This window comes from Paractinoplanes abujensis (genome assembly GCF_014204895.1).
Classification (GTDB): domain Bacteria; phylum Actinomycetota; class Actinomycetes; order Mycobacteriales; family Micromonosporaceae; genus Actinoplanes; species Actinoplanes abujensis.
The window spans coordinates 6,318,064-6,341,143 of record NZ_JACHMF010000001.1; the positions used below are offsets into that span (position 1 = coordinate 6,318,064).

Consider the following 23,080-nt stretch of genomic DNA (forward strand, 5'->3'; position numbering starts at 1 on the left):
CGGCGGAAGTGCGAGCATGGGGGCAATGGCCGTGCAGCAGCAGTCCGCCCGGCCCACGACCGGGGCGCCGCCGTGGTGGCGACGCGGGCCGACCGTGGCCGCCATCGTCGTGGTCGTTCTCGGCGCCGAGCTGGTGCTGGGCTGGTCGGCCCTGGTCGAGGCGCTGACCCAGCTGCGCACGCCGCAATGGAACTGGGTGGCCGCCGCGCTCGCCGCCGAGCTGGCCTCGATGGGCACGTACGCCCGGATGCAGCGGGCCCTGCTGCGCGGGGCCGGCACCAAGGTCAGCATCAAGCGGCACGTCGCGACCGCGTACGCGGCCCATTCGCTGAGCGCCACGCTGCCCGGCGGGCCGGTCTTCTCCACGACGTTCAACTTCCAGCAGCTGCGCCGGTTCGGGGCGTCCCCGGCGGTGGCGTCGTGGTGCATCGCGCTGAGCGGGGTGCTGTCGGCCGGTGCGCTGGTCGTGATCGGCGCGGTCGGTGGTCTGCTGGCCCGCAACACCGGCAGCTGGCACTCACTCGTGGGGTACGCCGTGGCCGCCGTGGTGGTCGCTTTCGGCGTACGCCAGCTGGCCGAGCATCCGCAACTGCTGGACCGCCCGGTGCGGGCCGTGCTGGGCGGGGTCAACCGGGTGCGCCGGCGCCCGCCCGGGCACGGTCACGACCGGTTGGTGGGCTTCGTCGAACAGCTGCGTGAGGTGCGCGTGCATCCGGCCAACTTTGCCGTGGCGGTCGTGCTGGCCCTGCTCAACTGGCTGTTCGACGCGCTCTGCCTGTGGCTGTGCTGCGTCGCCGTGGGCGCGGGCGGGATCAACCCGGTGGGCCTGGTCATCGCGTACTGCGCCGGGATGGCCGCGGCCAGTGTGCCGATCGTGCCCGGTGGGCTCGGAGTGGTCGACGCGGCGCTGGTGCTGGGCCTGGTCGCCAGCGGCCTGACCAGTGCCCTGGCGGTGGCCGCGGTGGTGCTCTACCGCCTGATCAGTTTCGGGTTCATCATCGGCCTGGGCTGGCTGGTCTGGCTGGCCATCCGGCACAAGCACCGCGGCGAGCGGCTCTAGATCTCAGCCTTTGCGGCCGAACAGGCGCCAGCCGCGCTTCCGGGTCGGGGCCGGACGCTCGGCCTCGCCGTTGAGCACGGCCAGGTGGTGCTGCGCGACCGGGTTCTCCGGCTCCATCCGCAGCGACGTGAGCAGCGCCTGGCGGGCCTGGTCGGTGTGGCCGAGGGCTTCCAGCGTCACGCCGTGGGTGTAGTAGTAGTGCGCCTCGGTCGGGTCGAAGCCGATAGCCGTACGGGCGGCCTGCTCGGCGTCGGCGATCTGCCGGTCGGCCGCGAGCAGCGCCCACGCCACCCGGTCGTGCCAGAGCGCGTTGCGGGGCTCCGCGATGACCGCGCGGTAGGCCATGGTGACCGCGTCCTCGTGCCGCCCGAGCACGGTGAGCGCACGGCTCGACAGGGCGAGCGGGCGCGGGTCGTTGGCGTTGAGCCGGATGGCCTGGTCGGCCGCCTCCAGCGCGGCCGGCGCCTGGTCGAGGGCGAGCCGCAGGCGGGCCAGCAGAATCCAGCCCTCGATCGCGCCGGGGTCGGCCCGCAACGCCGGTTCGAGGGTCGCCACGGCCCGTTCGATGTCGAGCTGCTCGAAGAGCGTGGCCGCCTGGGCGATGGCCACTTCGGTGGGGCCGTTGAAGGCGCGCGGGGCGGCGGGGGGCGGCAGCTGGTCGGGTTCGGCCGGGGTGGCGACGGGCCGCTCCGTCATCGGCGGTCCCCGGTCCGCGGGCGGTTGGCGGTCACATCAGAATAATCGGCGCATTCGGGCGCGGAATGAGGGCTTTCGGCCAGATCGGATCAGCGGGTGGGAAGCCAGCCCGCCGAGCGCGTGCGGTCGTGCGCTTCCTCGTACGGGACCTGGGCGTACGCCCGTACGGGGAAGGTGCCGAAGGCCACGATCCGGGGCGGCGCGGCGGTGAACCGGGCGCCGTGCGGTGGCAGGTTCTCCAGGCCGGTGAGGTGCTCGACGATCGGGATGCCCGCCGCCAGCAGCACGGTGTGGGCCGGCCGTTCGCCCGCACTCGCGTCGGTGTTGTCGTCCAGGTTGACCGAGTCGATCCCGACCAGGGCCGCGCCCCGCTCGACCAGCAGCGCGGCCGCCGCGCCGGTCAGGTAGGGCGCGTCGAGGCCGTAGTCCGGGGTGCCCCAGCCCTGGTCGCCGCCGGTGTGCAGCAGCACGGCGTGCCCGGCCACCGCGTACGGCTCGAGGTCGTCCTCGGTGACCGCCCGGCGTCCGCTGCCGGCCGTGCGCACGACGACGGCGGGCAGGTCGGCCATCCGTTCCAGCGGCATCCCGGCCAGGTCGGTGCCGCCGTCGTAGCGGTGCCGCGGCGCGTCGAGGTAGGTGCCCGTCTGGCCCACCATCTCGATCTTGTCGAGGCTGAACTCGGTGCCCTCGGCATAGCGCGGGCGCGAGTCGGCCCAGGTCAGGTGGGCCGTGATGACGGGCGACGGCATGCCCGGATACGTGGTCATGCCGTCCGAGATCACGTGGCTGAGCTCGACGAAGCGCAGCCGGGGCGCGGCGGGCACCCCGGTCGGCGCCGGCTCGGCGAACGTCCGGATCCCGCTCAGCGCGACCCGCTCGACGTCACGCAGCCCGAGCGCGCCGACCAGGAGGGTGACCAGGTCGGCCTCGGTCACGTCGAGGTGCGGCACGTCCACCCGCAGGCCCTGCGCCTGCAGGCGACCCCCGGTGGTGAAGGTGACGTCGGCGTTCAACTCGGCCCGGTACTGCCGCACGGCAAGACCCCTATCGCAGTTCGATGATCGCTTCGATCAGCAACCAGATGCCGAAGATAGCGAAGAGCGCGGCCGCGCCGTACTTGATGGCCTTCTCGGGCAGGTGCCGGCCCAGCATGCGGCCCACGACGATGGCCAGCGCGTCGGCCGCGACCATGCCCACCGTCGAGCCCAGCCACGTGCCGAACCAGCCGTACTGGGTGGCCAGGGTGATGGTGGCCAGCATGGTCTTGTCGCCCAGCTCGGCCAGGAAGAAGGCGCCACCCACGGCCAGGATGGCCGAACCGGTGCTGCGCTCGGCCTTGGTCTTCTCGTCGTCGGTCAGTTTGTCGCCGCGCAGCGTCCAGGCGCCGAAGGCGAGGAAGGCCAGGGCCGCGATCAGGTTGATCCAGCCGGTGGGCAGGGTCGCGCCCAGGCCGTAACCGATGCCGACCGACACCAGGTGCACGACCGCGGTGGCCACCGTGATGCCGATCAGCACCGGGAGGGTTTTGAAGCGGGTCGCGAACGTCAGCGCCATGAGCTGGGACTTGTCACCCAGCTCGGCCACGAAGATGACGGCGAAACTGACCGCCGTCGCGACGAGGAAGCCTTCCACAGAAATGTTCTCCCGGTATCCGAGCGGACCGGGCAGAAGCGGCTCAGGGCGACCTCGACCCGGCCGCTTCTCAGCAGCCATGGTCGAAGGTCTCGCTCGCCTTGAGTGAAAGGCCGCGCGGCCGGACCCTCAAGGATCAAGGGTCAGTATGTCGACCGCGACATTGGGAACTACTCCCCTTCGCGGGAACGAGCATAGCCAACGGCCCCCGCCCGCGGGCAGGGGCCGTGAGCGTGATCACCGTCCGGCGATGAGTTTCTGCATCTCCAGGCGTGCGGCGGGCACCGGCGCCCGCTTGGCCTTGGTGTCGGCCGTCGCCGCGGCCACCGGTTCGGGAGGCTCGATCGGCGAGCAGCGCTTGTCGGAGCGCTCGCCGTCCTGCCGCTCGGGCAGCCGGCCCGAGGCCAGGTAGTCGGCGATCGTGTCGTCCACGCACCGGTTGCCGTAGAGCGAACCGGAGTGCGTAGTGCCGCCGACCCCCTCGACCAGCACCGAGCGCGGGAACCGCTTGCGGGCCTCCAGCGCGCCGGTGAACGGGGTCGCCGCGTCCAGCGTCTCGCTGACCATCAGCACGGGCGGGACGGTCTCACCGGAGACGGTGACCGGGATCCCGCTGGGCGCCGGCCACGTCCGGCAGGGCGCGTTGTACCAGGCGTTGGCCCAGGTCTCGAAGGGCGCCTTGCGGTGCACCTGCCAGTTGTCCGCGGTCCACTTGGTCCAGCTCGTGGGCCAGGGGGCGTCGGTGCACTGGGTGGCGAGGTAGACCGCGTAGTTGTTGTCGGCGTCCTTGCCCTGCGGGTTGTTCGTGTCGTACAGGCGCTTGAGCCCGCTCGCGTCGCCCTCGCGCACCCAGTCGCTGAAGGCCCGGGCGATGTCGTTCCAGCCGAACGTGTAGTACCCGGCCTGCAGGAAGATGTCGGTGAGCTCGGCCGGGCCGATCACCCCGCCCGCGGGCCGGCGGATCAGTTGCTTCTGCTCGGCGTAGAAACGCTGCCGCACCTCGCGGGTGGTCTTGCCGAGGCGGAACACCCGGTGGTGCTTGGCCAGCCAGCCGAAGTAGACCTGGATGTTGCGGTCGAAGGCCAGGTCCTGGTCGAGGTTCGAGTCGTACCAGACGCGCGCGGGGTTCACGACGCCGTCGAGCACCATCCGGCGCACCCGCTCGGGGTAGCGGGTCGCGTAGACCTGGCCCAGGTACGTCCCGTACGAGAAGCCGTAGAAGTTGATCTGCCGCGCGCCCAGCTCGTACCGGATCAGATCCATGTCCCGTACGGTGTCCAGGGTCTTGAGGTGGCCGAGCAGCTCACCACCTGACTTGGCGCACGCCTTGGCGTAGCCCTCGGCCCGCTTGAGCCACGTCTTCTCGAGCTTCGCCGTGGTCGGCACGTACGCCGGGCGGTTGTATCCCGTGTAGTCGTTGTCGCAGCTCAGCGCGGGCTTGCTGGCCCCTACACCGCGGGGGTCGAAACCGATCCAGTCGTACGCCGCCCCGGCCTGCTTGGGCACCAGCGAGCCCAGCACCGACAGGCCGCGGCCCTTGGCGCCCGGACCGCCCGGGTTGACCAGCATGACGCCCTGGAACTTGGCGTCCGGGACGGTGTGCTTGATCCGGGACACGGCAATCTGGATCTTCTTGCCGTTCGGGTCGGAGTGGTCCAGCGGGACGCTCACGAAGCCGCACTGGGCCTGGTGCGTCCGCAGGGCGGGCTCGGTGCACGAGCTCCATTTGATCGTCCGGGCCGCTCGCGCGGTCCGGTCCGTCTCCACACCTCGATCGTCCGCGGCCCGCGCGTCACTCGCCGGGACCCCGATCACCACCAAGGCGATCGTCGTGGCCGCCGCCAGTAGTCGTCTCATGCCAGCCTCTCGTGTCCGATTCGCCCCAATATGGTGAGGCGTGGACGGCGGCATGAGGGGCCGTCCACGCCGGGGCGACCGGTTTTTCAGCCGTTTGTACGGATTCGCTGGGCCACCAGGGCGACCGCTCCCAGGGCGGCGACGACCAGTCCGTAGACGAGGGCGGTGTCGTGCAGACCGGCGGACGTGGCGGCGAAACCGGCGATCACGGCCGGGACGCTGAAGGCCACGTACGCGATGACGAGCGCGACCGCGAACAGCTCCCCACGCTCGTGCGGCGCGGCCAGGACGGCCAGGGTGCCGAACGAGGCCAGGGCCGACGCGCCGAACCCGATCCCCGAGAGCACGGTGCCGGTCGCGGCCAGCACGGCGCTGCCCAGTTCCAGACCGGTCACGCTGATCACGGCGCCCACGGTCAGCAGGCTCCCGGCGATGGTGAGCACTCGCCTGGTGGTCACCTTGCGCAGCGCGTACGAGGTCAGGGCGCCCGTGCCGCACAGCAGCGTGACGACCAGGCCGCCGATCAGGTGGCTGCTCAGGTCGAACACACCGGCCGCGACGGACGGCCCGAGAGAGAGGTAGAGCCCGCCGATGGCCCAGCTGGCCACGATGATCGGCGCCAGCGCGAGCACGTCGGCGCGCAGCCGGGCCGGGACACCGAGCCGGGGCGCGAGCGAGGCGGCGGCACCGGGGCGGCGGGCCGAGGTCTCGGGGATCCGGGCCACCACGATCGCGGCCAGCACCATGCCGGCCAGCAGCAACGCCCAGACGAAGTGGGTGGGCGAGGGACCGTACTGCACCAGCGCGCCGCAGCCGAGGGCGCCGATCGCGAGCCCGGCGACGGGTGCGATCCCGTTGATCAGACCGGCCCGGCCCGGGGCGTGCGGCGGGTTGAGGTCGACCAGGGCCGCGCCCAGGGTCGTCATGGCGGCGCCGGTCGCGATGCCCTGCAGCAGCCGGGCCAGCAGCAGGATCGAGACGTCGCCGGCGGTCAGGAAGAGGATCAGCGACACCGCCTCGAGCCCGATCGCAGCGGCCAGCACCGGGCGGCGGCCGATGTGGTCGGAGAGGGCGCCCAACATCACCAACGAGCCGATCAGCCCGACGACGTACACCGCGAAGATGACCGTCAGGGTTGTTGCCGAAAAGCCCCATAAATGCTGGTACACCACGTAGAGCGGGGACGGCGCGGCGGACGCGGCGGCGAACGTCACGAAGATCGCGGCGATCGCGGCGAAGGCGACGGGGCGGGACAGCCGCCGGTGCCGCAGGGCCGGTTCGGCTTGGGTGAGGGTGGTCACGAGAACCCCTTAACAGACAGGTCTGTCTACTGGCGTGTCGAGCCCGAGACTAGACAGATCTGTCTGGTACCGTCAACGGCATGTCCGCTGCGTCACCCACCGCCACCAGCGTTCCCGCTCCCCGTAAGGCCTCAGCCCGTGACCGCCTGCTGGCCGCCGCCGACGAACTGTTCTACGCCGAGGGCGTGCACACCGTCGGCATCGACCGCATCATCGAGCGGGCCGGCGTGGCCAAGGCCTCGCTCTACAGCACCTTCGGAAGCAAGGACGAGCTGGTCCGGGCCTACCTGGAGGGCCGGCACAAGCTACGCCGATCCCGGCTGCTGGCCGGCCTGGAGGCCTACGACGACCCCCGCGACCGCCTGCTCGGTGTGTTCGAGGTGCTGGCCGAACTGGCCGGTACGCCCGGCTTCCGAGGCTGCCCCTTCTACAACGCCAGCGCCGAATCCCCCGCCGGCGGCCCGGTCGAGGAGGTCTCGAACGCCAACCGCGCCTGGACCAAGGGCCTCTTCTACGAACTGGCCCGCGACGCCGGCGCCCACGACCCGGCCACCCTGGCCGACCAGCTGGTCATCCTCTACGACGGCGCCTCGGCCGGGGCCCGCATGGACAAGAACTCGCAGGCCGCCCACACCGCCCGCACCGTCGCCGCCGCCCTCCTGGCCGCGGCCACGCTCTGACTCAGAGGGCGAGGTCGCTGAGCTTCTCCAGGGCCGGGAGGGCGGCCATCACGGCCTCGTGCTCCTCGGGGGTCAGGCCCCGCAGCAGCTCGGACAGGGCGGCCGCGCGGACCGCGCGGCGGTGGGCCACGGCGGCCCGGCCGGCCTCGGTGATGCTGACGACCACGGCGCGGCCGTCGGTGGGGTCGTCAGTGCGTTCGGCCAGACCTTCCTTTTCCAAGCGGGTCACGAGCTGGGTCATGGCGGGCTGGCTGATGCCCTCGGGGGCGTAGAGCTCGCTGAGGCGGTGCGGTCCGGAACGCTCGAGCCGGCGCAGCGTCGAGGCCGCGGTCAGGCTGAGCGGCCCGCGCGGCGTGAGCCGGCGGAGCGTCTCGTAGAAGCGCTCGAACCCCGCGGCGATGGCGGCGTCGGCGTCCGTGATGCTGGGGGCAGGCTGCACCCCTAATTCATATCAGGGTTATGAAATGCGGTTCCCCCGTACGTGCCGGGCCGTCGGGCAGACGCACAACGGACGAAATGTCACCATGCAGTCATGGACGAGCAAACCCTCGACCACGGCCCGGACGTCGACGCCTGCTCCTGGCTGCGCCCGCATCTGGGCACCACTACCGGCGGCGGACGGGCCCCGCGCGAGTACGTCGTCGCGTTGCGCCACGTGGCCCGGACCCTCGACGCCGACCCGGGCTGGCTCTCCTGGTGGCAGCAGACCGGGTTGTCCGCCTGTGAACTGGGCATCGTCGCGGAGGGGCGGCTCGACCACCTGCGGCCCAGCGCCGACATCCGCCGCCTGGACGACTGCCTGTGGGCGAACTTCACCTGCGCGTTGCCGGCCGGCACCCCGCCCGCGGCCACCACCCGCGCCGCGGCCGAGGAGGTGCGCGCGATGTTCGAGGTGATCCGTCAGGCCCTGATGCTCCCGGCGCTGCCGCCCACCCCGCCGATGCCGAGCCTGCCCACCGACGCGCCGGACGTGCCGGTCACGGCCAAGCGGCTGCCCGAGGCGGCACGCGAGCCCGAACAGCCGGGCTACCTGACGCTGACCCAGATCCAGGAGTTTTTCGCCTAGAGCCTCAGTCCCAGGTCAGCGCCACGAGTTCGCGAAGTTGCGCGAGCGCGTCACCCTTGCCCGGGCCGTCCGGGAGTTGCTCCCGGGCGGCCGCGACGACGCCCGTACGCAGCAGCTTGTAGATCTCCTCCTGACCGGGGCCGGGCAGGTCGGGGATCCACAGGCTGCCGAGTTCCTCCGCGACGACCATGCGGAGCCAGTCGGCCGTCTTGTGGTCGTCGAGGCGCGGGATGAGGAACTCCAGCGTCCACTCGAAGAGACCACCGGTCGACTGCCAGTCCCGGCCCGGCCGGACCATGATGAGAGACGCCATTTTCGCCGCCCGAGTATGAAGACACGCGGTGCCAAGCCTCGCTCCGCCACGAACCTTTCCACCCTTGCCACCTGGTCGGCGGTGAACAGGGAGACGTCCACCGGAACCAGGTCCGCCTTCTTGAGATGCAGCACGATCTGCTGCGAGAAGCGCGCCCACTGCTGATCGAAACGGTGCGCCGCGAACGGGCCCACCGCGTCGTACGAGAGGCCGCCCTGGTCGATCCAGTCGGCCCGGCACCCGGGTGCGGCCCGGGTCAGACGTACTCCCAATTCCACCTCGATCCGTACGGCCGTCTCGGACTCGTTGGGCCGGAACCGCCCGGTCGCGGGATCCATGCCCAGCGCACGGATCCGTGCCCTCTCGGGTCGCGGATCCGGCGCGCGCATCTCAGCGCTTCACTCGCTCGGGCCGGTGCGCGCCCGGCTCCCGAGGTTCCTGCGGATCGGGCGTCTTCTCCGTTTCCTCCGGCTCGCGGGGCAGCGGGAGTTTCGGCGTGACCACCACCGGCGCGCCGCCCTGACCGATGCCCGCATAGATCACCGGCCGGGCGCCCCGCAGCGCAAGCGCGTGCACCACCCCCAGCAGGGCCACGACAGCCAGGGCCACGGGCAGGACCCAGACCTCTCCCCGTACGCCGAGCAGCGCGCCCAGGTCACGGAAGGCGAGGTAGCCGACCGCGCCCAGGCCCACTGTGGACAGCACCGGCGCCACGAAGCGGGTCCAGGCGCCCTCGCCGTCGGGCACCTGGTTGAGGTGCAGCAGGGCGGCCACGGACGTGACCAGCAGAAGCACCAGAAGACCGAGCCCGCCCGCGATCACCAGGCGCCGGCCGGTCAGCGGCGGGTCGGCTACCCCGACCCCCGCCGCCCCGGCCAGCAGCAGCGCGGCGACGGCCGACTGGGTCAGCGAGGCCGCGCGGGGAGCCAGGGTGCGCGAGGCGGTGCGGCCCAGCCCGGCCGGCAGCACCCGCTCGCGGCCCAAGGCGTACAGGTACCGCGCGATCGCCTGGTGCAGTGCCAGCGCGGCCGCGAACAGGCCGGTCAGCAGCATCATCCGGCCCAGCGTGACGGCCCACGGGGCCAGGCGTTCGGCGGCCAGGTCGAACAGCAGCTCGGAGCCGCGGGCGCCGGACAACTCGGCGATCCGCTCGGCCCCGGCGGCCGCGCTCATCGACCACGAGGCGGCGGCCAGCAGGACGGTAAGGGTGGCCACCACGGCGTACGTGGCCAGGCCGGGGTCGCGCCGGGGCCGGATCGACTCCTCCGCGTACGGGCCTGTGGTCTCGAAGCCGGCGAAAGCCAGCAGGGCCACGGCGAGCAGCAGCCCCAGGGTGGTCGTGTCGAGGTGGCCGGGGTCGGCGGGCAGGATGGTGGCGCGGGTGAGCCCCCCACCGGCCGGGTCGATGAGGTTGGCCGCGGTGAACCCGGCGGCCACCGCGACCTGGGCCAGCACCAGCAGGGCGATCAGGCCACTGCCCACTTCGGAGCGGATCGGGCCGCACAGCGCGACCAGGAACCAGCAGGCCGCGGCGACCATCCACCACTCGGCGCCGATGCCGAACCAGCTGCGCAGCAGGGGCGCGGCGGCGACCCCGATCATGCCGTAGAGGCCGAGCTGAATGCTCTGGTAGCAGGCGAGGGCGAGCCAGGCCGCGCCGGTGCCGGCCGGGCGGCCCAGGCCGCGGGTGACGTAGGTGTACATCGCACCGGCGAAGGGCGCACGGTTGGCCATGGCCGACCAGCCGGCCGCGAAACAGATCAGGACGAGGCCGACGGCCAGGAAGCTCAGGGGGACCAGCGGCCCGCCGCCGACGGCGTAGGCGGCGGGCACCACGTTGATCAGTACGGCGATCGGCGCGGTGGCCGCGAGCGCGAAGAACGCGACCGCGGCCGCGCCGAGACGGCCCGGAGCAAGGGTCGTACGCACGCCTCTATTTGATCTGAAGAGTGACTACCTGACAACTGGCCGTAAGGGTTCACTCACGGTTCGATGAGGATCTTTCGGCCGACGCCGGCCCGGAACTGCCCGAGAGCCTCCGCATAGCCGGACAAAGGGAATCGGTGGCTGACGAAGACCGACGGATCGAGCACGCCGGCCGCGAGCATCTGCCCGGCCCGGTCGAAGCTGTGCAGCACCGCCATCGAGCCGGTGATGGTGATCTCGCGCCGATAGATCTCGTACGGCTCGATGGCCACCCGGGCGTCGTAGCCGGCCACCCCGAACTGCAGGAACGTGCCGCCACGACCGACCCGCCCGAGGCCGTCCTTGATCGCCGCCTCGGCCCCCGTGCAGTCGATGACGACGTCCCAGCCGCGGGGCGCGTCGAGGTCGTCGGCCGACGTGGTGGCGGCCGAACACCCGAGCGTCCGCGCCGTCTCCAGCCGGGCCGGGTTGAGATCCACGATGGACACCGACTCGGCCCCGGCCCGCTTGGCCAGCTCGAGCATCATCAGGCCCATCGTGCCCGACCCGTAGATCAAGTACGACGTGGCCATCGCCCGGGGCAGCACGTCGAAGCCCCGTACGGCGCAGGACAGCGGCTCGATGAGCGCCGCGTCCGCGGCCGCGAGGTGGCTCGGCAGCGCGAACAGGTTGGCCATGGGCGCCGACACGAACTCGGCCGCGCCGCCGCTGACCGTCACCCCGATCGCGCCCCAGTTCTCGCACTGGTTGCCCCGCGCCCGCTTGCAGTAGTAGCAGTAGCCGCAGTACAGCGACGGGTCGACCGCGACCTGGTCACCGACCGCGTAGCCGGTGACCGCCGAGCCGACCGCGACGATCTCGCCGGCGAACTCGTGACCGGGCACGATCGGGAACGCCGGGGCGAACTCGCCGTCCATGATGTGCAGGTCGGTGCCGCAGATGCCGACGGCGGCCGGCTTGACCACCACGTCGGTCGGGCCGGGCGTCGGGTCCGGCACGTCCTCGACGGCGATCGTGCCGGGCGTGACGACGACGGCTGCTTTCACTTGACGGCTCCCATCGACAGGCCGCGGACCAGCTTGTTCTGCGCCACCCAGCCGGCGATCAGCACGGGCAGCGACACGATCGTCGCGGCCGCGCAGAGCCGGGCCAGGAACGCGCCCTCGCTGGAGATGAACCCGACCAGGAAGATCGGCGAGGTGCCGGAAGCAGTGGCGGTCAGGTTGACCGCCAGGAAGAACTCGTTCCAGGCGAAGATGAAGCAGATCAGCGCCGTCGCGGCCAGGCCCGGGCTGACGATGGGCAGGATGATCTTGCGGATCGACGTGAGCAGGCCCGCGCCGTCCACCTCGCCCGCTTCGAGCACCTCGCGCGGCACCTCGAGCAGGAACGAGCGCATCATCCAGACCGCCAGCGGCAGGTTCATGCTCGTGTAGAGGATGACCATCGTCCAGATGTTGTCGAGCATGCCCAAGTGCTTGACCAGCAGATAGACCGGCAGGAAGGCGGCCACGGCGGGCATCATCTTGGTGCTGATGAAGAAGAACAGCGAGTCGCTCCACTTGGCCACCGGACGCAACGACAGGGCGTACGCGGCCGGGGTGGCCAGCAGCACGACCAGGATCGTCGAGAAGACGCTGGCCATCAGCGAGTTGAGCAGGAACGGCGTGATGTTGCGGTCGAAGACCTGGGTGTACTGGGCCAGGGTGGGCGCGAAGAACCAGCTCGGCGGGTTGGTCGCGGCCACATTCTCCTGCTTGAAGCTGGTCAGCACCATCCAGATGACCGGGAAGACGAAAATGATCCCGGCGATCCAGGCGACCACGCCCCAGATCGAGTTGTGGAGGCGGGCCCTCATCGGTTCTCCTCCATCTTGAACAGGCTCGAGATGACGCGCAGCGCGAAGGTGGCGACGATGATCGTCAGGATCACCACGATGACGCCGGCCGCGGAGGCCTCGCCGTACTCGAACTTGCGGAACATGGTCAGGTAGATCTCGTACGGCAGGTTGGTGGTCGCCGTGCCGGGGCCGCCCTGCGTGATGCTGAAGATCGCGTCGAACGTGTTGACCAGGTAGATGGAGCCCAGCAGCGCGCCCAGTTCCAGGTACTGCCGCAGGTGCGGGATCGTCATCCGGCGGAAGATCTGCCACGCGTTGGCCCCGTCGACCTTGGCCGCCTCCAGCACCTCGTGCGATTGCGACTGCAGGCCGGCCAGCAGGATCAGCATCATGAAGGGCGTCCACTGCCAGACCAGCGTGGTGATCACAGCCGCCTTCGGATACGACGAGACCCAGTCGGTCGAGCCGCCGAAGACGCCGTTGATCAGGCCGTACGTGGGGTTGAAGAGCGCGTGCTTCCAGAGCAGCGCGGCGGCGATCGGCATCACCAGGAACGGGGTGATGAGCATGGTCCGGACGATGCCGCGGCCGAGGAACTTGCGGTCCAGCAGCAGCGCGAAGAGCAGGCCGAGGATCAGCGAGAAGATCACCGCGCCGGCCGTGAGGACCACGGTGTTGACCAGCGCCGACCGCAGGCGCGAGTCGGAGAGGACCGTGACGTAGTTGTCGAACCCGACGAACGGCTTGTCCCCGGGGCGCAGCGCGTTCCAGCTCGTGGTGGACAGATAGATCGTGTAGAGGAACGGCACCTGCGTGACGATGATGGCGAAGATCAGCGCGGGCAGCAGCGGCGCCCGGCGTACCCAGCGGTCCTTGGCTCCGCCCTTGGTGGGCCGGACAGGCGGCTGGGTCCGCCTGTCCGGCCGGGCTACCGTGACAGTCACTTACTTGTACTTCTTCGCCACATCATCGGCCTGCTTCTGACCGTCGGCGAGCGCCTTGTCGACAGTCGTGCTGCCGGCGATGGCCGCGCTCACCTCCTGCGACACCTTGGTGCCGAGGTCGGCGAACTCGGGGATGCCGACGAACTGCACACCGAGCGCGGGCCGCGGCTGCACACCGGGGTTGGTCGGGTCGGCGTGCTCGATCGAGCCCAGCGTCACATCGGCGAACGCCTTGGCCGACTCCTTGTACTCCGGGATCGAGTACGTCGAGGTGCGCTTGCCGGACGGGACACGCGACCAGCCGAGCTTCTCGCCGACCAGCTTCTCGTACTCCTTGCTGGTCGCCCACGACATGAACTTCCACGCGGCGTCGGCCTTCTTGGTGGTCTTGGGCATGGCCCACGCCCACGTCCACAGCCAGCCGGAGTACTCGGTCTTGTTCACCGGGGCGTACGCGTAACCGACCTTGCCGGCGACCTTGCTGGCGTTCGGGTCCTCCAGGGTGCCCGCGGCCGAGGTGGCGTCGTACCACATGGCCGCCTTGCCCTGGCCGAACGTGTTGAGGCACTCGGTGAAGCCGGACTGCGGGGCGCCGGGCTGGCCGTGCTGCTTGAGCAGATTGACGTAGAAGTTCGTCGCCTCCTTGAACTCGGGCGAGTCGACCTTCGCAGTCCAGTCCTTCTCGAACCAGGTGCCCCCGTACGTGTTGACGACGGTGGTCAGCGGCGCGAACAGCTCTCCCCAGCCGGGCAGGCCGCGCAGGCAGATGCCGGAGACGCCCTTGCCCTTGTCGTCCAGTTTGGCGGCGAAGTCGGCGACCTGGGCCCAGGTGGGCTTCTCGGGCATCTTGAGGCCCTTGGCGTCGAAGAGTTCCTTGTTGTACATGAGGAACGACGACTCGCCGTAGAACGGGGCGGCGTACAGCTTGCCGTCCTCACCGCTCAGCGACGACACCATCGGCTTGATCAGGTCGTTCACGTCGTACGCGGAATCGGCCTGGGCCTGCGTCGAGACCTCGTGCAGCCAGCCGTTCTTGGCCCAGATCGGCACCTCGTACGCACCGACCGTGGCCACGTCGTACTGTCCGCCCTGGTTGGCGACGTCCTGGGTGACCTTGTCGCGCAGTTCGTTCTCCGGGAGGATCGTGAACTTCACGGTGATCCCGGTCTGCTTGGTGAAGTTGTCGGCGGTCAGCTTCTGGATGTCCTCCATCTGCGGGTTGCCGACCATCAGGGCCGTGATGGTGTTGTCGGCCGCGTCGCCGCCGCCGCTGGTGGTCGAGCCGGCGCCCGAACAGGCAGCCGTGAAGGCCAGCAGCCCGACGGCCGCCGCCGCAGCTAGTTTTTTGGACACGGTGGAACCTCCGTTTTATTCGAAAACGGCGAGTGGGGAGTTTTACAACTGTGCGTTTACACCCGGATGACCTGCGGCCCGAGCCGGGAATAGCGGTTCGCCTCGGAAACCGGCAATGCGGTGTCCGTGACCAGTGACTCGAAATCAGATATCTCGGCGAATCGGCAGAATGTGCGGACGCCGAATTTGGTGTGAATACCGACGAAGACCCGGCGCCGGGCCGCCGCGACTGCCCGCGCCTTGACATCGGCAACGGCCGGGTCGGGCGTGGTCAGCCCGACCTCCCGCGAGATGCCGTTGGCCCCGATGAAGGCCAGATCGATCACGAAACCGGAGAGCATGTTGCCCGCCCAGTGGTCGACGGTGGCCAGCGTGCGCCCCCGCACCCTGCCCCCGAGCAGCAGCACCGTGGCCGGCGAGGACGCGGCCAGCCAGGCCGCGGTGTTGAGTGACGCGGTCACCACCGTGAGCGGACGGTCGTTGGGCAGCGCCTCGGCGATCAGCTGCGGCGTGAAACCCTCGTCGATGAAGATCGTCTCGGCGTCCCCGATCAGGCCGGCCGCGGCGGCCGCGATCCGTCGTTTCTCGGGAACTCCGCGAATGGTCCGCATCGCGAGGTCGGTCTCGAACTTGGCGGTCTCCACCGGGTACGCACCACCGTGCGTACGCCGGATGAGCCCGTGCTTTTCCAGCAGGCGCAGGTCACGGCGAATTGTTTCGGCCGAGACGTCGAGTTCGGCCGAGAGTTTCCCGACCTCGACCTCTCCGTGCCGGCGGGCCAGCGCGACGATCTGATGCTGCCGCTCGTCCGCATTCAATTCCCGTCACCTCCGCCCTCGTTTGACCGACCTATTTGTAACACCGGAGAAACCTGTGGCCTCCATCACAAGCCCCGCTACTTCGTTGTTTACTTGCCCGTTTGCCCGGTCGCGAAGACCGAGCAAGATCACCTCAAAGTAAGATCAAAACCCCATATCGCTTGACCGTTTGCCGGGAAATGATGACCACATCGTGACCGGTCGTGTGAACTCGGGCGGACCGGCTTTCCCTCAGATCGGGCCCATGCGGGCCGACTTTCAACGCGTGCTTGCGACGGATCAACTGACCGAGTTCCTGTCCGCGGTGGCCGACGGCCCCGCCGGACCGGCCGCGCATCACGCTGCCGTGGAATGTGCCGCCCGCGCCCTCGACGCCGACGTCGCCGTGCTGATGATCGACGGCGGGGTGGTGGCCACGATCGGGCTGCCCGCCGACGAGGTGCCCGCGTACACGCTGGCCGAGATCGCCGTCGGCCGCCGCGCCACCCTCGACCTGGGCGACGGCCGGTACGCGGTCACGTTCGCCACCATCACCGGCACCAGCCCCGGCGTCCTCGTGCTGGGCCGGATCAGCGGCCCGTTCAGCGCCGAAGAGGTCTGCCTGCTGCGCGGCATGGCCCGCGTCCTCGAACTCAGCCTGCAGTCCCTGCACGTGATCGAGTCGGAGCGCCGGTACGCCGAGGAGAACGGCCGGCTGCTCGGCTACCTCGACCACGGCCGCCGGGTCTTCGAGGAGCTGGGCGGCGTCCAGCGCGCGATCGGCCGCCGGACCCCCGTGCCGCAAATCTTCGACATGGTCGTCACCGCCGTCCGCGACCTGCTGGGCGTCGACCTGGTCACGATCAACCTGGTCGACCGGGACGACCCCGGACGAGCCGGCATCGTCGCCTCGACCGGGCTCCCGCCCGAGGTGGAGGCCACGCTGCAGCATGTCCCGCTGCCCGCGGGCGGCGTCTCCGGCCTGGCCATCCTCGGCGACGAACTGGTCGCGGTCGAGCACTACGCCACCTCACCGATCGCCCTCTCCCCCATGGCCGCCGCGCGCCTCAAGTCGATCATGGCGGCTCCCCTGCGCGAGAACGGGCAGGCCGTGGGCAGCATCACCGTCGGGTCGTTCACGTCCCGGCGCGACTGGGACAAGCCGGCCCGCGAAATCGTGCAGGCGTTCGCCGACCACCTCAGCCTCGCGCTGACCGACGCGCGTACCCAGGAGGCGATGAGCCAGGCCTTCCTCGACGCGCTCACCGGCCTGGCCACCAGGGCCCTGTTCCAGACCCGCATGGAGGAGGCCCTCAGCCCGGCCGGCCTCGGTGGCGCCGTGCTCTTCGTCGACCTCGACCGCTTCAAGGTCGTCAACGACTCGCTCGGTCACGCGGCCGGCGACGCCCTGCTCACCGGCGTGGCCACGCGCATACAGGCCTGTCTGCGCGAAGGCGACACGGCGGCCCGCCTCGGCGGCGACGAATTCGCCGTCCTGCTGCCCGGCGTGCACAGCGCTGAGGAGGCCACCCCCATCGCCGACCGCATCCTGGCCGCCCTGCGCGAACCGTTCGACCTGCTCGGCGCGGAAACCTTCATCAGCTCCAGCATCGGCGTGGCGTTCAGCCGCCCCGGCGAACACGCCGGGGCCGTGCTCATGGTCCACGCCGACCTCGCGATGTATCAGGCCAAGAAGCTCGGCAAGGACCGGTACGAGGTGTTCGAGCCGACCATGCAGGAGGCGTTCCAGGCCCACATCGCGCTGGAGGCCGACCTGCGCCGGGCCGTCGTGCGCCACGAGTTCGAGCTGCGCTACCAGCCCATCGTGCGCCTGCAGACCAATGAGATCACCGGCGTGGAGGCGCTGATCCGCTGGAACCATCCCGAACGCGGCATCGTGCCGCCGATGGACTTCATCCCGCTCGCCGAGGAAACCGGCATGATCGTGCCGATCGGCGAATGGGTGCTGCGCGAGGCCACCAGCCGGGTCGCCGAATGGAACGCGCGCCGCTCCGGTCCGCCGCTGTCCGTGAGCGTCAACCTCTCGGCCGTGCAGCTCGAACAGGCGGCTCTGATCCAGACCGTCGAATCGGCCCTGACCGACGCCGGTCTGCCGCCCGCCCAGCTCGTGCTCGAACTGACCGAGTCCCTGCTGGTCGACCACCGCCCGGCCACCCTGCACCGGCTCAACGGACTCAAGGCCCTGGGCGTACGCCTGGCCATCGACGACTTCGGCACCGGCTACTCGTCCCTGGCCTACTTGCGCCGCTTCCCGGTCGACATCATCAAGATCGACAAGTCCTTCGTGGACGACGTGGTCGACGAACCCACCGCGGCCGCCCTCACCCACGGCATCATCCAGCTGGGCCGAGCCCTGCAACTGTCGACGGTCGCCGAGGGCATCGAACACGCCGGCCAGCTGACGTCCTTGGCCGGCGGCAACTGCGAGATGGGCCAGGGCTACTACTTCGCCGAACCGCTGACCGACACAGCGCTCAACGGACTCCTCTTCCCCTCGGACTGACGTCGGCCTCTCCGCATCCCAGCCGCTCCTTCCGGTCGCCCCCAACCCTGCTCGTCGGGTCTCAGAATGCTCGGCATGCAGGAGCGACCCTCGACCTTCCCTTCGTGTTCGCGCCGGTGCCGGCCCTCGACGGCAGGGCGGCCCGGCGGCTCGCCCCGGGGCACACGCTGTCGGTACATCCACTGGTGGACGGGGTGGCGGGCGATTTCGGGCCGCATCCTCCCGCCGAGCGTGAGCGGGTGCTCGACCTGCTGATCGCCCTGCGCCGAGCCACACCGCCGGGCGCGGCGATCACGCTCCGGACCGACTTGCGGCTGCCCGGGCGGGCGGGGCTCGAGGCGGCGCTGGACGACCTGGGCGGTCCGTGGAGTGGCGGGCCCTACTCGGAGCCTGCGCGTGAGGTGCCGGCCCCGCGGGCCGGGCTGGTCCGGGGATGGCTCGCCGCATTCGACCGGCTGGCCGGCGCCGCGGGCGACCCGGCGGGCTGGCTGGTCACCCACGGCGAGCCGCACCCGGGGAACGTCCTGCGGCGCTGCTGGGGCGGTACGAGCGCGAGACCGGGCGGGTGGTGTTGCCCGACCTGATCGCCTTCTACCGGCTGTGGCGGATGCTGGCCGACGTGGCGATCCACGTCGACGAGCTGCGGCGGCCGCACGAGCCGGGCGCGGATCGGGCCGGCTCCCTGACCTACCTGACGAGCTACCTACGAGATCAGGAGGGGGATGATCGCCTCTAGTTCGGGCGGCTCCAGGCGGCCGGGCAGCGACGCGAACTCGGCCGGCGTGACCCAGGCGTGCCCGATCAGTTCGGCCACCTCGTACGGCAGGAGCCCGTCGCGGGAGAGGGGCGGCGACGGCGTGGCGTAGCGGGCGGCGAAGAACTGTTCGGTGCCGGTGTAGAGGCGGCCCTTCCAGCGGGAGTGGCGCTTCACGTCGACGAAGTGGTCGCCGACGCGGCCGGGGTCGAGCCCGGTCTCCTCGACCAGCTCGCGCCGAGCCGCCTGCAGCGGGGTCTCACCCTCGTCGAGGCCGCCGCCGGGTGGCTCCCAGATCTCGGTGCCGTCGTGCGGGTCGCGCCAATGCATCAGCAGCACCCGGCCGTCGGCGTCGAAGCAGATCACCCGGGCGGCGGGGCGGTGAACGCTATCCATGAGCCGAAGATAAGGGCAGCAGGGCCTCGAAGTCGGCGGCGGGCATGGGCCGGGCGAACAGGTAGCCCTGCGCGGCCCGGTAGCCGAGCGCCCGCAACCGGGCCGCCTGGTCGGCTGTTTCGACGCCCTCGGCCACGGCGTGCAGGCTCAGCGCCTGGGCCAGGTGGGCCACGCCGGCCGCGACCGTGATCCGGCCGCCCGGCGGGGCCTGGGCGAACGAGCGGTCCAGCTTGACCTCGTCCACGGGCACGTCGTGCAGCAGGCTCAGCGTGGAGCTGCCGGTGCCGAAGTCGTCGAGCGCGAACTTGACGCCGAGTTCGCGCAGGTCGTTCAGCGCGGCCCGGGATTCGCGGGGGTCGACCGGCATCGACTCGGTGATCTCGAGGGTGATCCGGCCCGCGGCGATCCCGTATTCGGCGAGCAGACCCGCCACGTACGGGGCGAAGTCGGGTTCGCGCAGGTCGCGGGCCGAGATGTTGATGTTCAGGGCGGTGCCGGCGGGCCAGGCGGCCAGGCGGCTCAGGGCGGCCCGCAGCACCCAGCGGCCCAGGGGGACGATCAGGCCGGTGCGCTCGGCGACCGGGATGAAGGCGTCCGGGGCCAGCGTGCCGTGTTCCGGGTGGGCCCAGCGCACCAGCGCCTCGGCACCCAGCACGCGGCGGGCCTCGTCGAGGGTGACGATCGGCTGGAACAGCAGGAACAGCTGGTCGTCGCGGATCGCGCCGGGCAGGTCGGCGCCCAGGTCGGCGTGTCCGGCCGAGGCGGCGCCCAGCTCGGGCTCGTAGTGCAGCGAGGCGGTGCCGGCGATGGCCTTGGCCGCGTACATGGCGATGTCGGCCTGGCGCAGCAGCACGCTGGGGTCGTCGCCGGCACGGCCGTCGGCGATGCCGATGCTGGCCCGGATCGGCAGCTCGTGCCCATCGGCCAGGACGGGCGCCTGCAGGGCCTCGATCATGCGCTCGGCGGCCAGGTCGGCCGCCTCCGGGTCGGCCCCGTCGAGCACCACGACGAATTCGTCGCCGCCCAGCCGGGCCACCGTGTCCTCGGCCCGTACGCAACTGTTCAGGCGCTGCGCGACCGCTATCAACAGCTGGTCGCCGACCTCGTGTCCGAGGGTGTCGTTGACCTCCTTGAAGTCGTCGAGGTCGATCAGCGCGACCGCCACGGGCCGGCCGTCGGCGGCTTCGACGGCCCGGCGCAGCCGCTCGTGGAAGAGCACACGGTTGGGCAGCTGGGTGAGCGCGTCGTGGGTGGCGCCGTGGTCGAGGCGGCGCAACAGACGGCCGTTGTCCTGGAAGGCGGTGATCTGGCGGACCACGACCACGGCGGTGAGCAGCACGGCCGCGACCACCACGATGCGACGGTCGCTGCTGCCTTCGTTCCAGACCACCGCGAGCAGCAGCCCGTCGACGGCGGCGACGGCGGCGTACGGCAGGAAGCTGAACGGGCGCCGGCGGACCGGCCTGGCCCCGCGCAGCGGCCCGGTGGGGGCGTTGCGCTGCCGGTGGGTGGCGAGCACGGCGCAGAAGAACAGCCCCGGCAGGTCGATCATGTCGGGGAACAGGTGCGGGTCGAGCGGCAGGAACAGCGGGCGCAGCACCGGCCCCACCGCGCCGATGGCCACCGCGACGCCGATCATGCGGAGGGCGCCCGGTGCCATGTGGGTGTGGCTGGTCAGCAGGAACTTCGCGACGGCGAACACGGCCAGCAGCGCGAGCAGGCTGAGCGCCAGCGAGGGGATCAGCATCCCGCGGTCGCCGTCCTCGATCGCGTACCGGGCCGAGAAGTGCCACAGGAAGACGGCGCAGGCCAGCATCACCGTGCTCGCGTCTAGCACCACCCGGAACAACTCGCCTCGGGACTGCTGGCCGAACGGCAGGCGGAGCAGGGCGTACATGACGAGCACGACGGCGATGCCCTGAAACACGAGCTGCCCGGCCCCGGCGCCCGCGCGGGCCGGGTCGGGTGCGGTCAGCATGTGATGGGCCTGGGCCGCGTTGCCCAGGCCGACCGGCACGCACACCAGTGCGATGTGGCCCCAGAACCGCCGGACCTGAGCCGGAAGGTGCTCGGTGCGCGCGGTCCGCAGGCTGTCGACGCCCAGCACCACCGCGCCGAGAACGCCGGGCAGCCAGAGGAACACCCAGGGAATCACCGGGGTGATCGCGTTGAGCACCACTGCGACCAGCGTGAACAGCAGGAGAGCGCCGGCGGCGACGAGTGGCCGGCCGGGCCGGGTCCTGAGCACGCCCATCCGGTCCGCCTCTCGCCGAGAAAATTGCTTCTCCAGTGATCGGCGGGCGGGCGGCGAAGGTGAGGAAACACGCTGTGACCCAGGTCCCCGGCGGCCGGCGAGGGTGAGGAATCGCGCTGTGACCGAGGTCCCCGGCGGAACGGGTCGCCGGGCGGCCATACTTTGTCACTGTGCTGCGACCTGCGACCTACGCCGAACGGGACCTGATCCTGCCCTGGCGCAACCACGAGTCGGTGCGTGCCGTGAGCCTGACCACGCACGAGATCAAGCCCGAGGAGCACGCGAAGTGGTGGGAAAAGCGCTGGCGTGATGTGCTGATCTACGAAGACGATCGGGGTGTCCCGGCCGGCGTCGTGATCTTCAACGAGAACACCTGGTCCTTCTACCTCGACGTGGCCGGCCTGGGCGACGGGCTGCTGGCGGCGTGGATGCGGCTGGAGAAGGAAGCCGTGGAGTACGCGTTCGGCCCACTCGGCCTGGAGACCCTGGGCGGGGAGACGCTCGCCGACAACAAGCAGGTGCTCGCGCTCCACCGCCGCTTCGGCTTCAAGGAGACGCGGCGTTACGAACGGCTCGTCGACGGCGAGATGAAGACCGTCGTCTGGACGGAGAGAGGGAAGTAATGACTAAGTTCGGGCCCGACAAGCGGCCGTACATCGTCGCGGAGATGTCCGGGAACCACAACGGTTCCCTCGACCGGGCGCTCGCGCTGGTCGACGCGGCGGCCGACGCCGGCGCGGACGCCATCAAGATCCAGACGTACACGGCCGACACCATGACCGTGGACGTGAAGCATCCGCGCTTCCAGATCTCCAAGGGTCACGAGCTGTGGAGTGAGGCGTACCTGTACGACCTGTACGAGCGCGCTCACACCCCGTGGGACTGGCACCAGCCGATCTTCGAGCGGGCCCGCGAGCGCGGCATCACGCCGTTCTCCAGCCCCTTCGACCGTACGGCGGTCGAACTGCTCGAGAAGCTCGACGCCGAGCTCTACAAGATCGCCTCCTCGGAGATCACCGACCTGCCGCTGATCCGCCTGGCCGCGAGCACCGGCAAGCCGATCATCATCTCCACCGGCATGGCCTCGGTGAAGGAGATCGCGGCCGCGGTCGAGGCCGCCGAGGGCGTCGGCGCCACCGACATCACGGTGCTGAGCTGCACCGCGTCGTATCCCGCGCCGCCGGAATTCACCAACCTGCGCCGCATCCCGGTGCTGGCCCAGATGTTGGAGCGGCCGATCGGCCTGAGCGACCACACGCACGGCATCGGCGTGCCGATCGCCTCCGTCGCGTTCGGCGCCTGCCTGATCGAGAAGCACTTCACGATGGACCGGGCCGACGGCGGCGTCGACTCGGCCTTCTCGCTCGATCCGGCCGAGCTCAAGGCCATGCGCATCGAGACGGAGCGGGCCTGGCAGGCGCTGGGCACCACGCACATCGGCCCGACCGAGGCCGAGAAGGAAGGCCTGCGGTTCCGCCGGTCGCTCTACGTGGTGGCCGACGTCAAGGCGGGCGACCAGGTCACGCCCGAGAACGTGCGGTCCATCCGCCCCACCGGCGGGCTCGAGCCCGACGCGATCGGCCTGGTCATGGGGCGTACCTTCACGGCCGACGCGGCCAAGGGCACCCCGCTGAGCTGGGACCTCATCTAAAGGAACGGCCCCGGGGGCGTCCCCCGGGGCCGAACC

General features: G+C 70.8%; 23 protein-coding genes. 8 read left to right on the forward strand and 15 right to left on the reverse strand.

Annotated features, from left to right (window positions below; genetic code table 11):
• The first annotated feature begins 16 nt into the window (after positions 1-16).
• Positions 17-1,060 (forward strand): lysylphosphatidylglycerol synthase transmembrane domain-containing protein, encoded by a 1,044-nt coding sequence (locus BKA14_RS28860; RefSeq protein WP_239093377.1) that lies wholly within the window; start codon positions 17-19, stop codon positions 1,058-1,060.
• 3 nt (positions 1,061-1,063) lie between these two features.
• Here BKA14_RS28860 and BKA14_RS28865 read toward each other — a convergent pair whose 3' ends face one another.
• From BKA14_RS28865 to BKA14_RS28885, 5 genes are all read right to left on the reverse strand, one after another.
• Positions 1,064-1,756, reverse strand: a complete 693-nt coding sequence (locus tag BKA14_RS28865; protein ID WP_184953961.1) for a tetratricopeptide repeat protein — start codon at positions 1,754-1,756, stop codon at positions 1,064-1,066.
• A gap of 89 nt (positions 1,757-1,845) precedes the next feature.
• Positions 1,846-2,790 carry a cyclase family protein gene (locus BKA14_RS28870; protein ID WP_184953962.1) on the reverse strand — a complete coding sequence of 315 codons (945 nt, stop codon included), beginning with the start codon at positions 2,788-2,790 and terminating at the stop codon, positions 1,846-1,848.
• A gap of 10 nt (positions 2,791-2,800) precedes the next feature.
• A complete protein-coding gene (locus BKA14_RS28875) occupies positions 2,801-3,388 on the reverse strand; it encodes a TMEM165/GDT1 family protein (protein WP_184953963.1) in 588 nt (195 codons plus the stop codon).
• A 237-nt stretch (positions 3,389-3,625) separates the two neighbouring features.
• Positions 3,626-5,245 carry an alpha/beta hydrolase gene (locus BKA14_RS28880; RefSeq protein ID WP_184953964.1) on the reverse strand — a complete coding sequence of 540 codons (1,620 nt, stop codon included), beginning with the start codon at positions 5,243-5,245 and terminating at the stop codon, positions 3,626-3,628.
• 86 nt (positions 5,246-5,331) lie between these two features.
• On the reverse strand, positions 5,332-6,546 hold the full coding sequence (locus BKA14_RS28885; RefSeq protein WP_184953965.1) for an MFS transporter: 1,215 nt from the start codon (positions 6,544-6,546) through the stop codon (positions 5,332-5,334).
• A gap of 80 nt (positions 6,547-6,626) precedes the next feature.
• Here BKA14_RS28885 and BKA14_RS28890 point away from each other — a divergent pair, with 80 nt between their 5' ends.
• Positions 6,627-7,226, forward strand: coding sequence for a TetR/AcrR family transcriptional regulator (locus BKA14_RS28890; protein WP_184953966.1), 600 nt, complete (start codon positions 6,627-6,629; stop codon positions 7,224-7,226).
• 1 nt (position 7,227) lies between these two features.
• On the opposite strand, the gene BKA14_RS28895 is transcribed toward BKA14_RS28890, so the two are convergent.
• Positions 7,228-7,665: a MarR family winged helix-turn-helix transcriptional regulator gene (locus tag BKA14_RS28895; RefSeq protein ID WP_184953967.1), complete on the reverse strand. Its 438-nt coding sequence runs from the start codon at positions 7,663-7,665 to the stop codon at positions 7,228-7,230.
• A gap of 93 nt (positions 7,666-7,758) precedes the next feature.
• On the opposite strand from BKA14_RS28895, the gene BKA14_RS28900 reads away from it, so the two are divergent.
• Positions 7,759-8,292: a hypothetical protein gene (locus BKA14_RS28900; protein ID WP_184953968.1), complete on the forward strand. Its 534-nt coding sequence runs from the start codon at positions 7,759-7,761 to the stop codon at positions 8,290-8,292.
• Positions 8,293-8,296: 4 nt separating this feature from the next.
• Here BKA14_RS28900 and BKA14_RS28905 read toward each other — a convergent pair whose 3' ends face one another.
• The 7 genes from BKA14_RS28905 to BKA14_RS28940 all read right to left on the reverse strand — a co-directional run bounded on the left by BKA14_RS28905 (position 8,297) and on the right by BKA14_RS28940 (position 15,486).
• The gene (locus BKA14_RS28905) at positions 8,297-8,605 is read right to left on the reverse strand and encodes a hypothetical protein (protein WP_184953969.1); all 309 of its coding nucleotides are present in this window, start codon (positions 8,603-8,605) and stop codon (positions 8,297-8,299) included.
• 390 nt (positions 8,606-8,995) lie between these two features.
• A complete protein-coding gene (locus tag BKA14_RS28915) occupies positions 8,996-10,534 on the reverse strand; it encodes an APC family permease (RefSeq protein WP_184953970.1) in 1,539 nt (512 codons plus the stop codon).
• A gap of 53 nt (positions 10,535-10,587) precedes the next feature.
• Positions 10,588-11,577: a zinc-dependent alcohol dehydrogenase family protein gene (locus BKA14_RS28920; protein WP_184953971.1), complete on the reverse strand. Its 990-nt coding sequence runs from the start codon at positions 11,575-11,577 to the stop codon at positions 10,588-10,590.
• The gene (locus BKA14_RS28925) at positions 11,574-12,389 is read right to left on the reverse strand and encodes a carbohydrate ABC transporter permease (protein WP_184953972.1); all 816 of its coding nucleotides are present in this window, start codon (positions 12,387-12,389) and stop codon (positions 11,574-11,576) included. The genes BKA14_RS28920 and BKA14_RS28925 overlap by 4 nt, the downstream gene beginning before the upstream one ends.
• A complete protein-coding gene (locus BKA14_RS28930) occupies positions 12,386-13,315 on the reverse strand; it encodes a carbohydrate ABC transporter permease (protein ID WP_184953973.1) in 930 nt (309 codons plus the stop codon). The genes BKA14_RS28925 and BKA14_RS28930 overlap by 4 nt, the downstream gene beginning before the upstream one ends.
• Positions 13,316-14,668: an ABC transporter substrate-binding protein gene (locus BKA14_RS28935; protein WP_184953974.1), complete on the reverse strand. Its 1,353-nt coding sequence runs from the start codon at positions 14,666-14,668 to the stop codon at positions 13,316-13,318.
• Positions 14,669-14,724: 56 nt separating this feature from the next.
• Complete coding sequence (locus tag BKA14_RS28940; RefSeq protein WP_184953975.1) at positions 14,725-15,486, reverse strand: DeoR/GlpR family DNA-binding transcription regulator; 762 nt, start codon at positions 15,484-15,486, stop codon at positions 14,725-14,727.
• A gap of 265 nt (positions 15,487-15,751) precedes the next feature.
• Between BKA14_RS28940 and BKA14_RS28945 the strand changes: the two genes are divergently transcribed.
• From BKA14_RS28945 to BKA14_RS28955, 3 genes are all read left to right on the forward strand, one after another.
• Complete coding sequence (locus BKA14_RS28945) at positions 15,752-17,989, forward strand: putative bifunctional diguanylate cyclase/phosphodiesterase (RefSeq protein ID WP_239093379.1); 2,238 nt, start codon at positions 15,752-15,754, stop codon at positions 17,987-17,989.
• 104 nt (positions 17,990-18,093) lie between these two features.
• Positions 18,094-18,573 (forward strand): hypothetical protein, encoded by a 480-nt coding sequence (locus tag BKA14_RS28950; RefSeq protein WP_184953977.1) that lies wholly within the window; start codon positions 18,094-18,096, stop codon positions 18,571-18,573.
• Positions 18,555-18,725: a hypothetical protein gene (locus tag BKA14_RS28955; protein ID WP_184953978.1), complete on the forward strand. Its 171-nt coding sequence runs from the start codon at positions 18,555-18,557 to the stop codon at positions 18,723-18,725. Before BKA14_RS28950 ends, BKA14_RS28955 begins: the two co-directional genes overlap by 19 nt.
• Here BKA14_RS28955 and BKA14_RS28960 read toward each other — a convergent pair.
• Positions 18,693-19,139, reverse strand: a complete 447-nt coding sequence (locus tag BKA14_RS28960; RefSeq protein WP_184953979.1) for an NUDIX hydrolase — start codon at positions 19,137-19,139, stop codon at positions 18,693-18,695. The genes BKA14_RS28955 and BKA14_RS28960 overlap by 33 nt on opposite strands.
• A complete protein-coding gene (locus BKA14_RS28965) occupies positions 19,132-21,393 on the reverse strand; it encodes a putative bifunctional diguanylate cyclase/phosphodiesterase (protein WP_184953980.1) in 2,262 nt (753 codons plus the stop codon). The genes BKA14_RS28960 and BKA14_RS28965 overlap by 8 nt, the downstream gene beginning before the upstream one ends.
• A 170-nt stretch (positions 21,394-21,563) precedes the next feature.
• On the opposite strand from BKA14_RS28965, the gene BKA14_RS28970 reads away from it, so the two are divergent.
• The gene (locus BKA14_RS28970; protein ID WP_184953981.1) at positions 21,564-22,016 is read left to right on the forward strand and encodes a GNAT family N-acetyltransferase; all 453 of its coding nucleotides are present in this window, start codon (positions 21,564-21,566) and stop codon (positions 22,014-22,016) included.
• The gene (pseI, locus tag BKA14_RS28975; protein WP_184953982.1) at positions 22,016-23,044 is read left to right on the forward strand and encodes a pseudaminic acid synthase; all 1,029 of its coding nucleotides are present in this window, start codon (positions 22,016-22,018) and stop codon (positions 23,042-23,044) included. Before BKA14_RS28970 ends, pseI begins: the two co-directional genes overlap by 1 nt.
• The last annotated feature ends 36 nt before the right edge of the window (positions 23,045-23,080 follow it).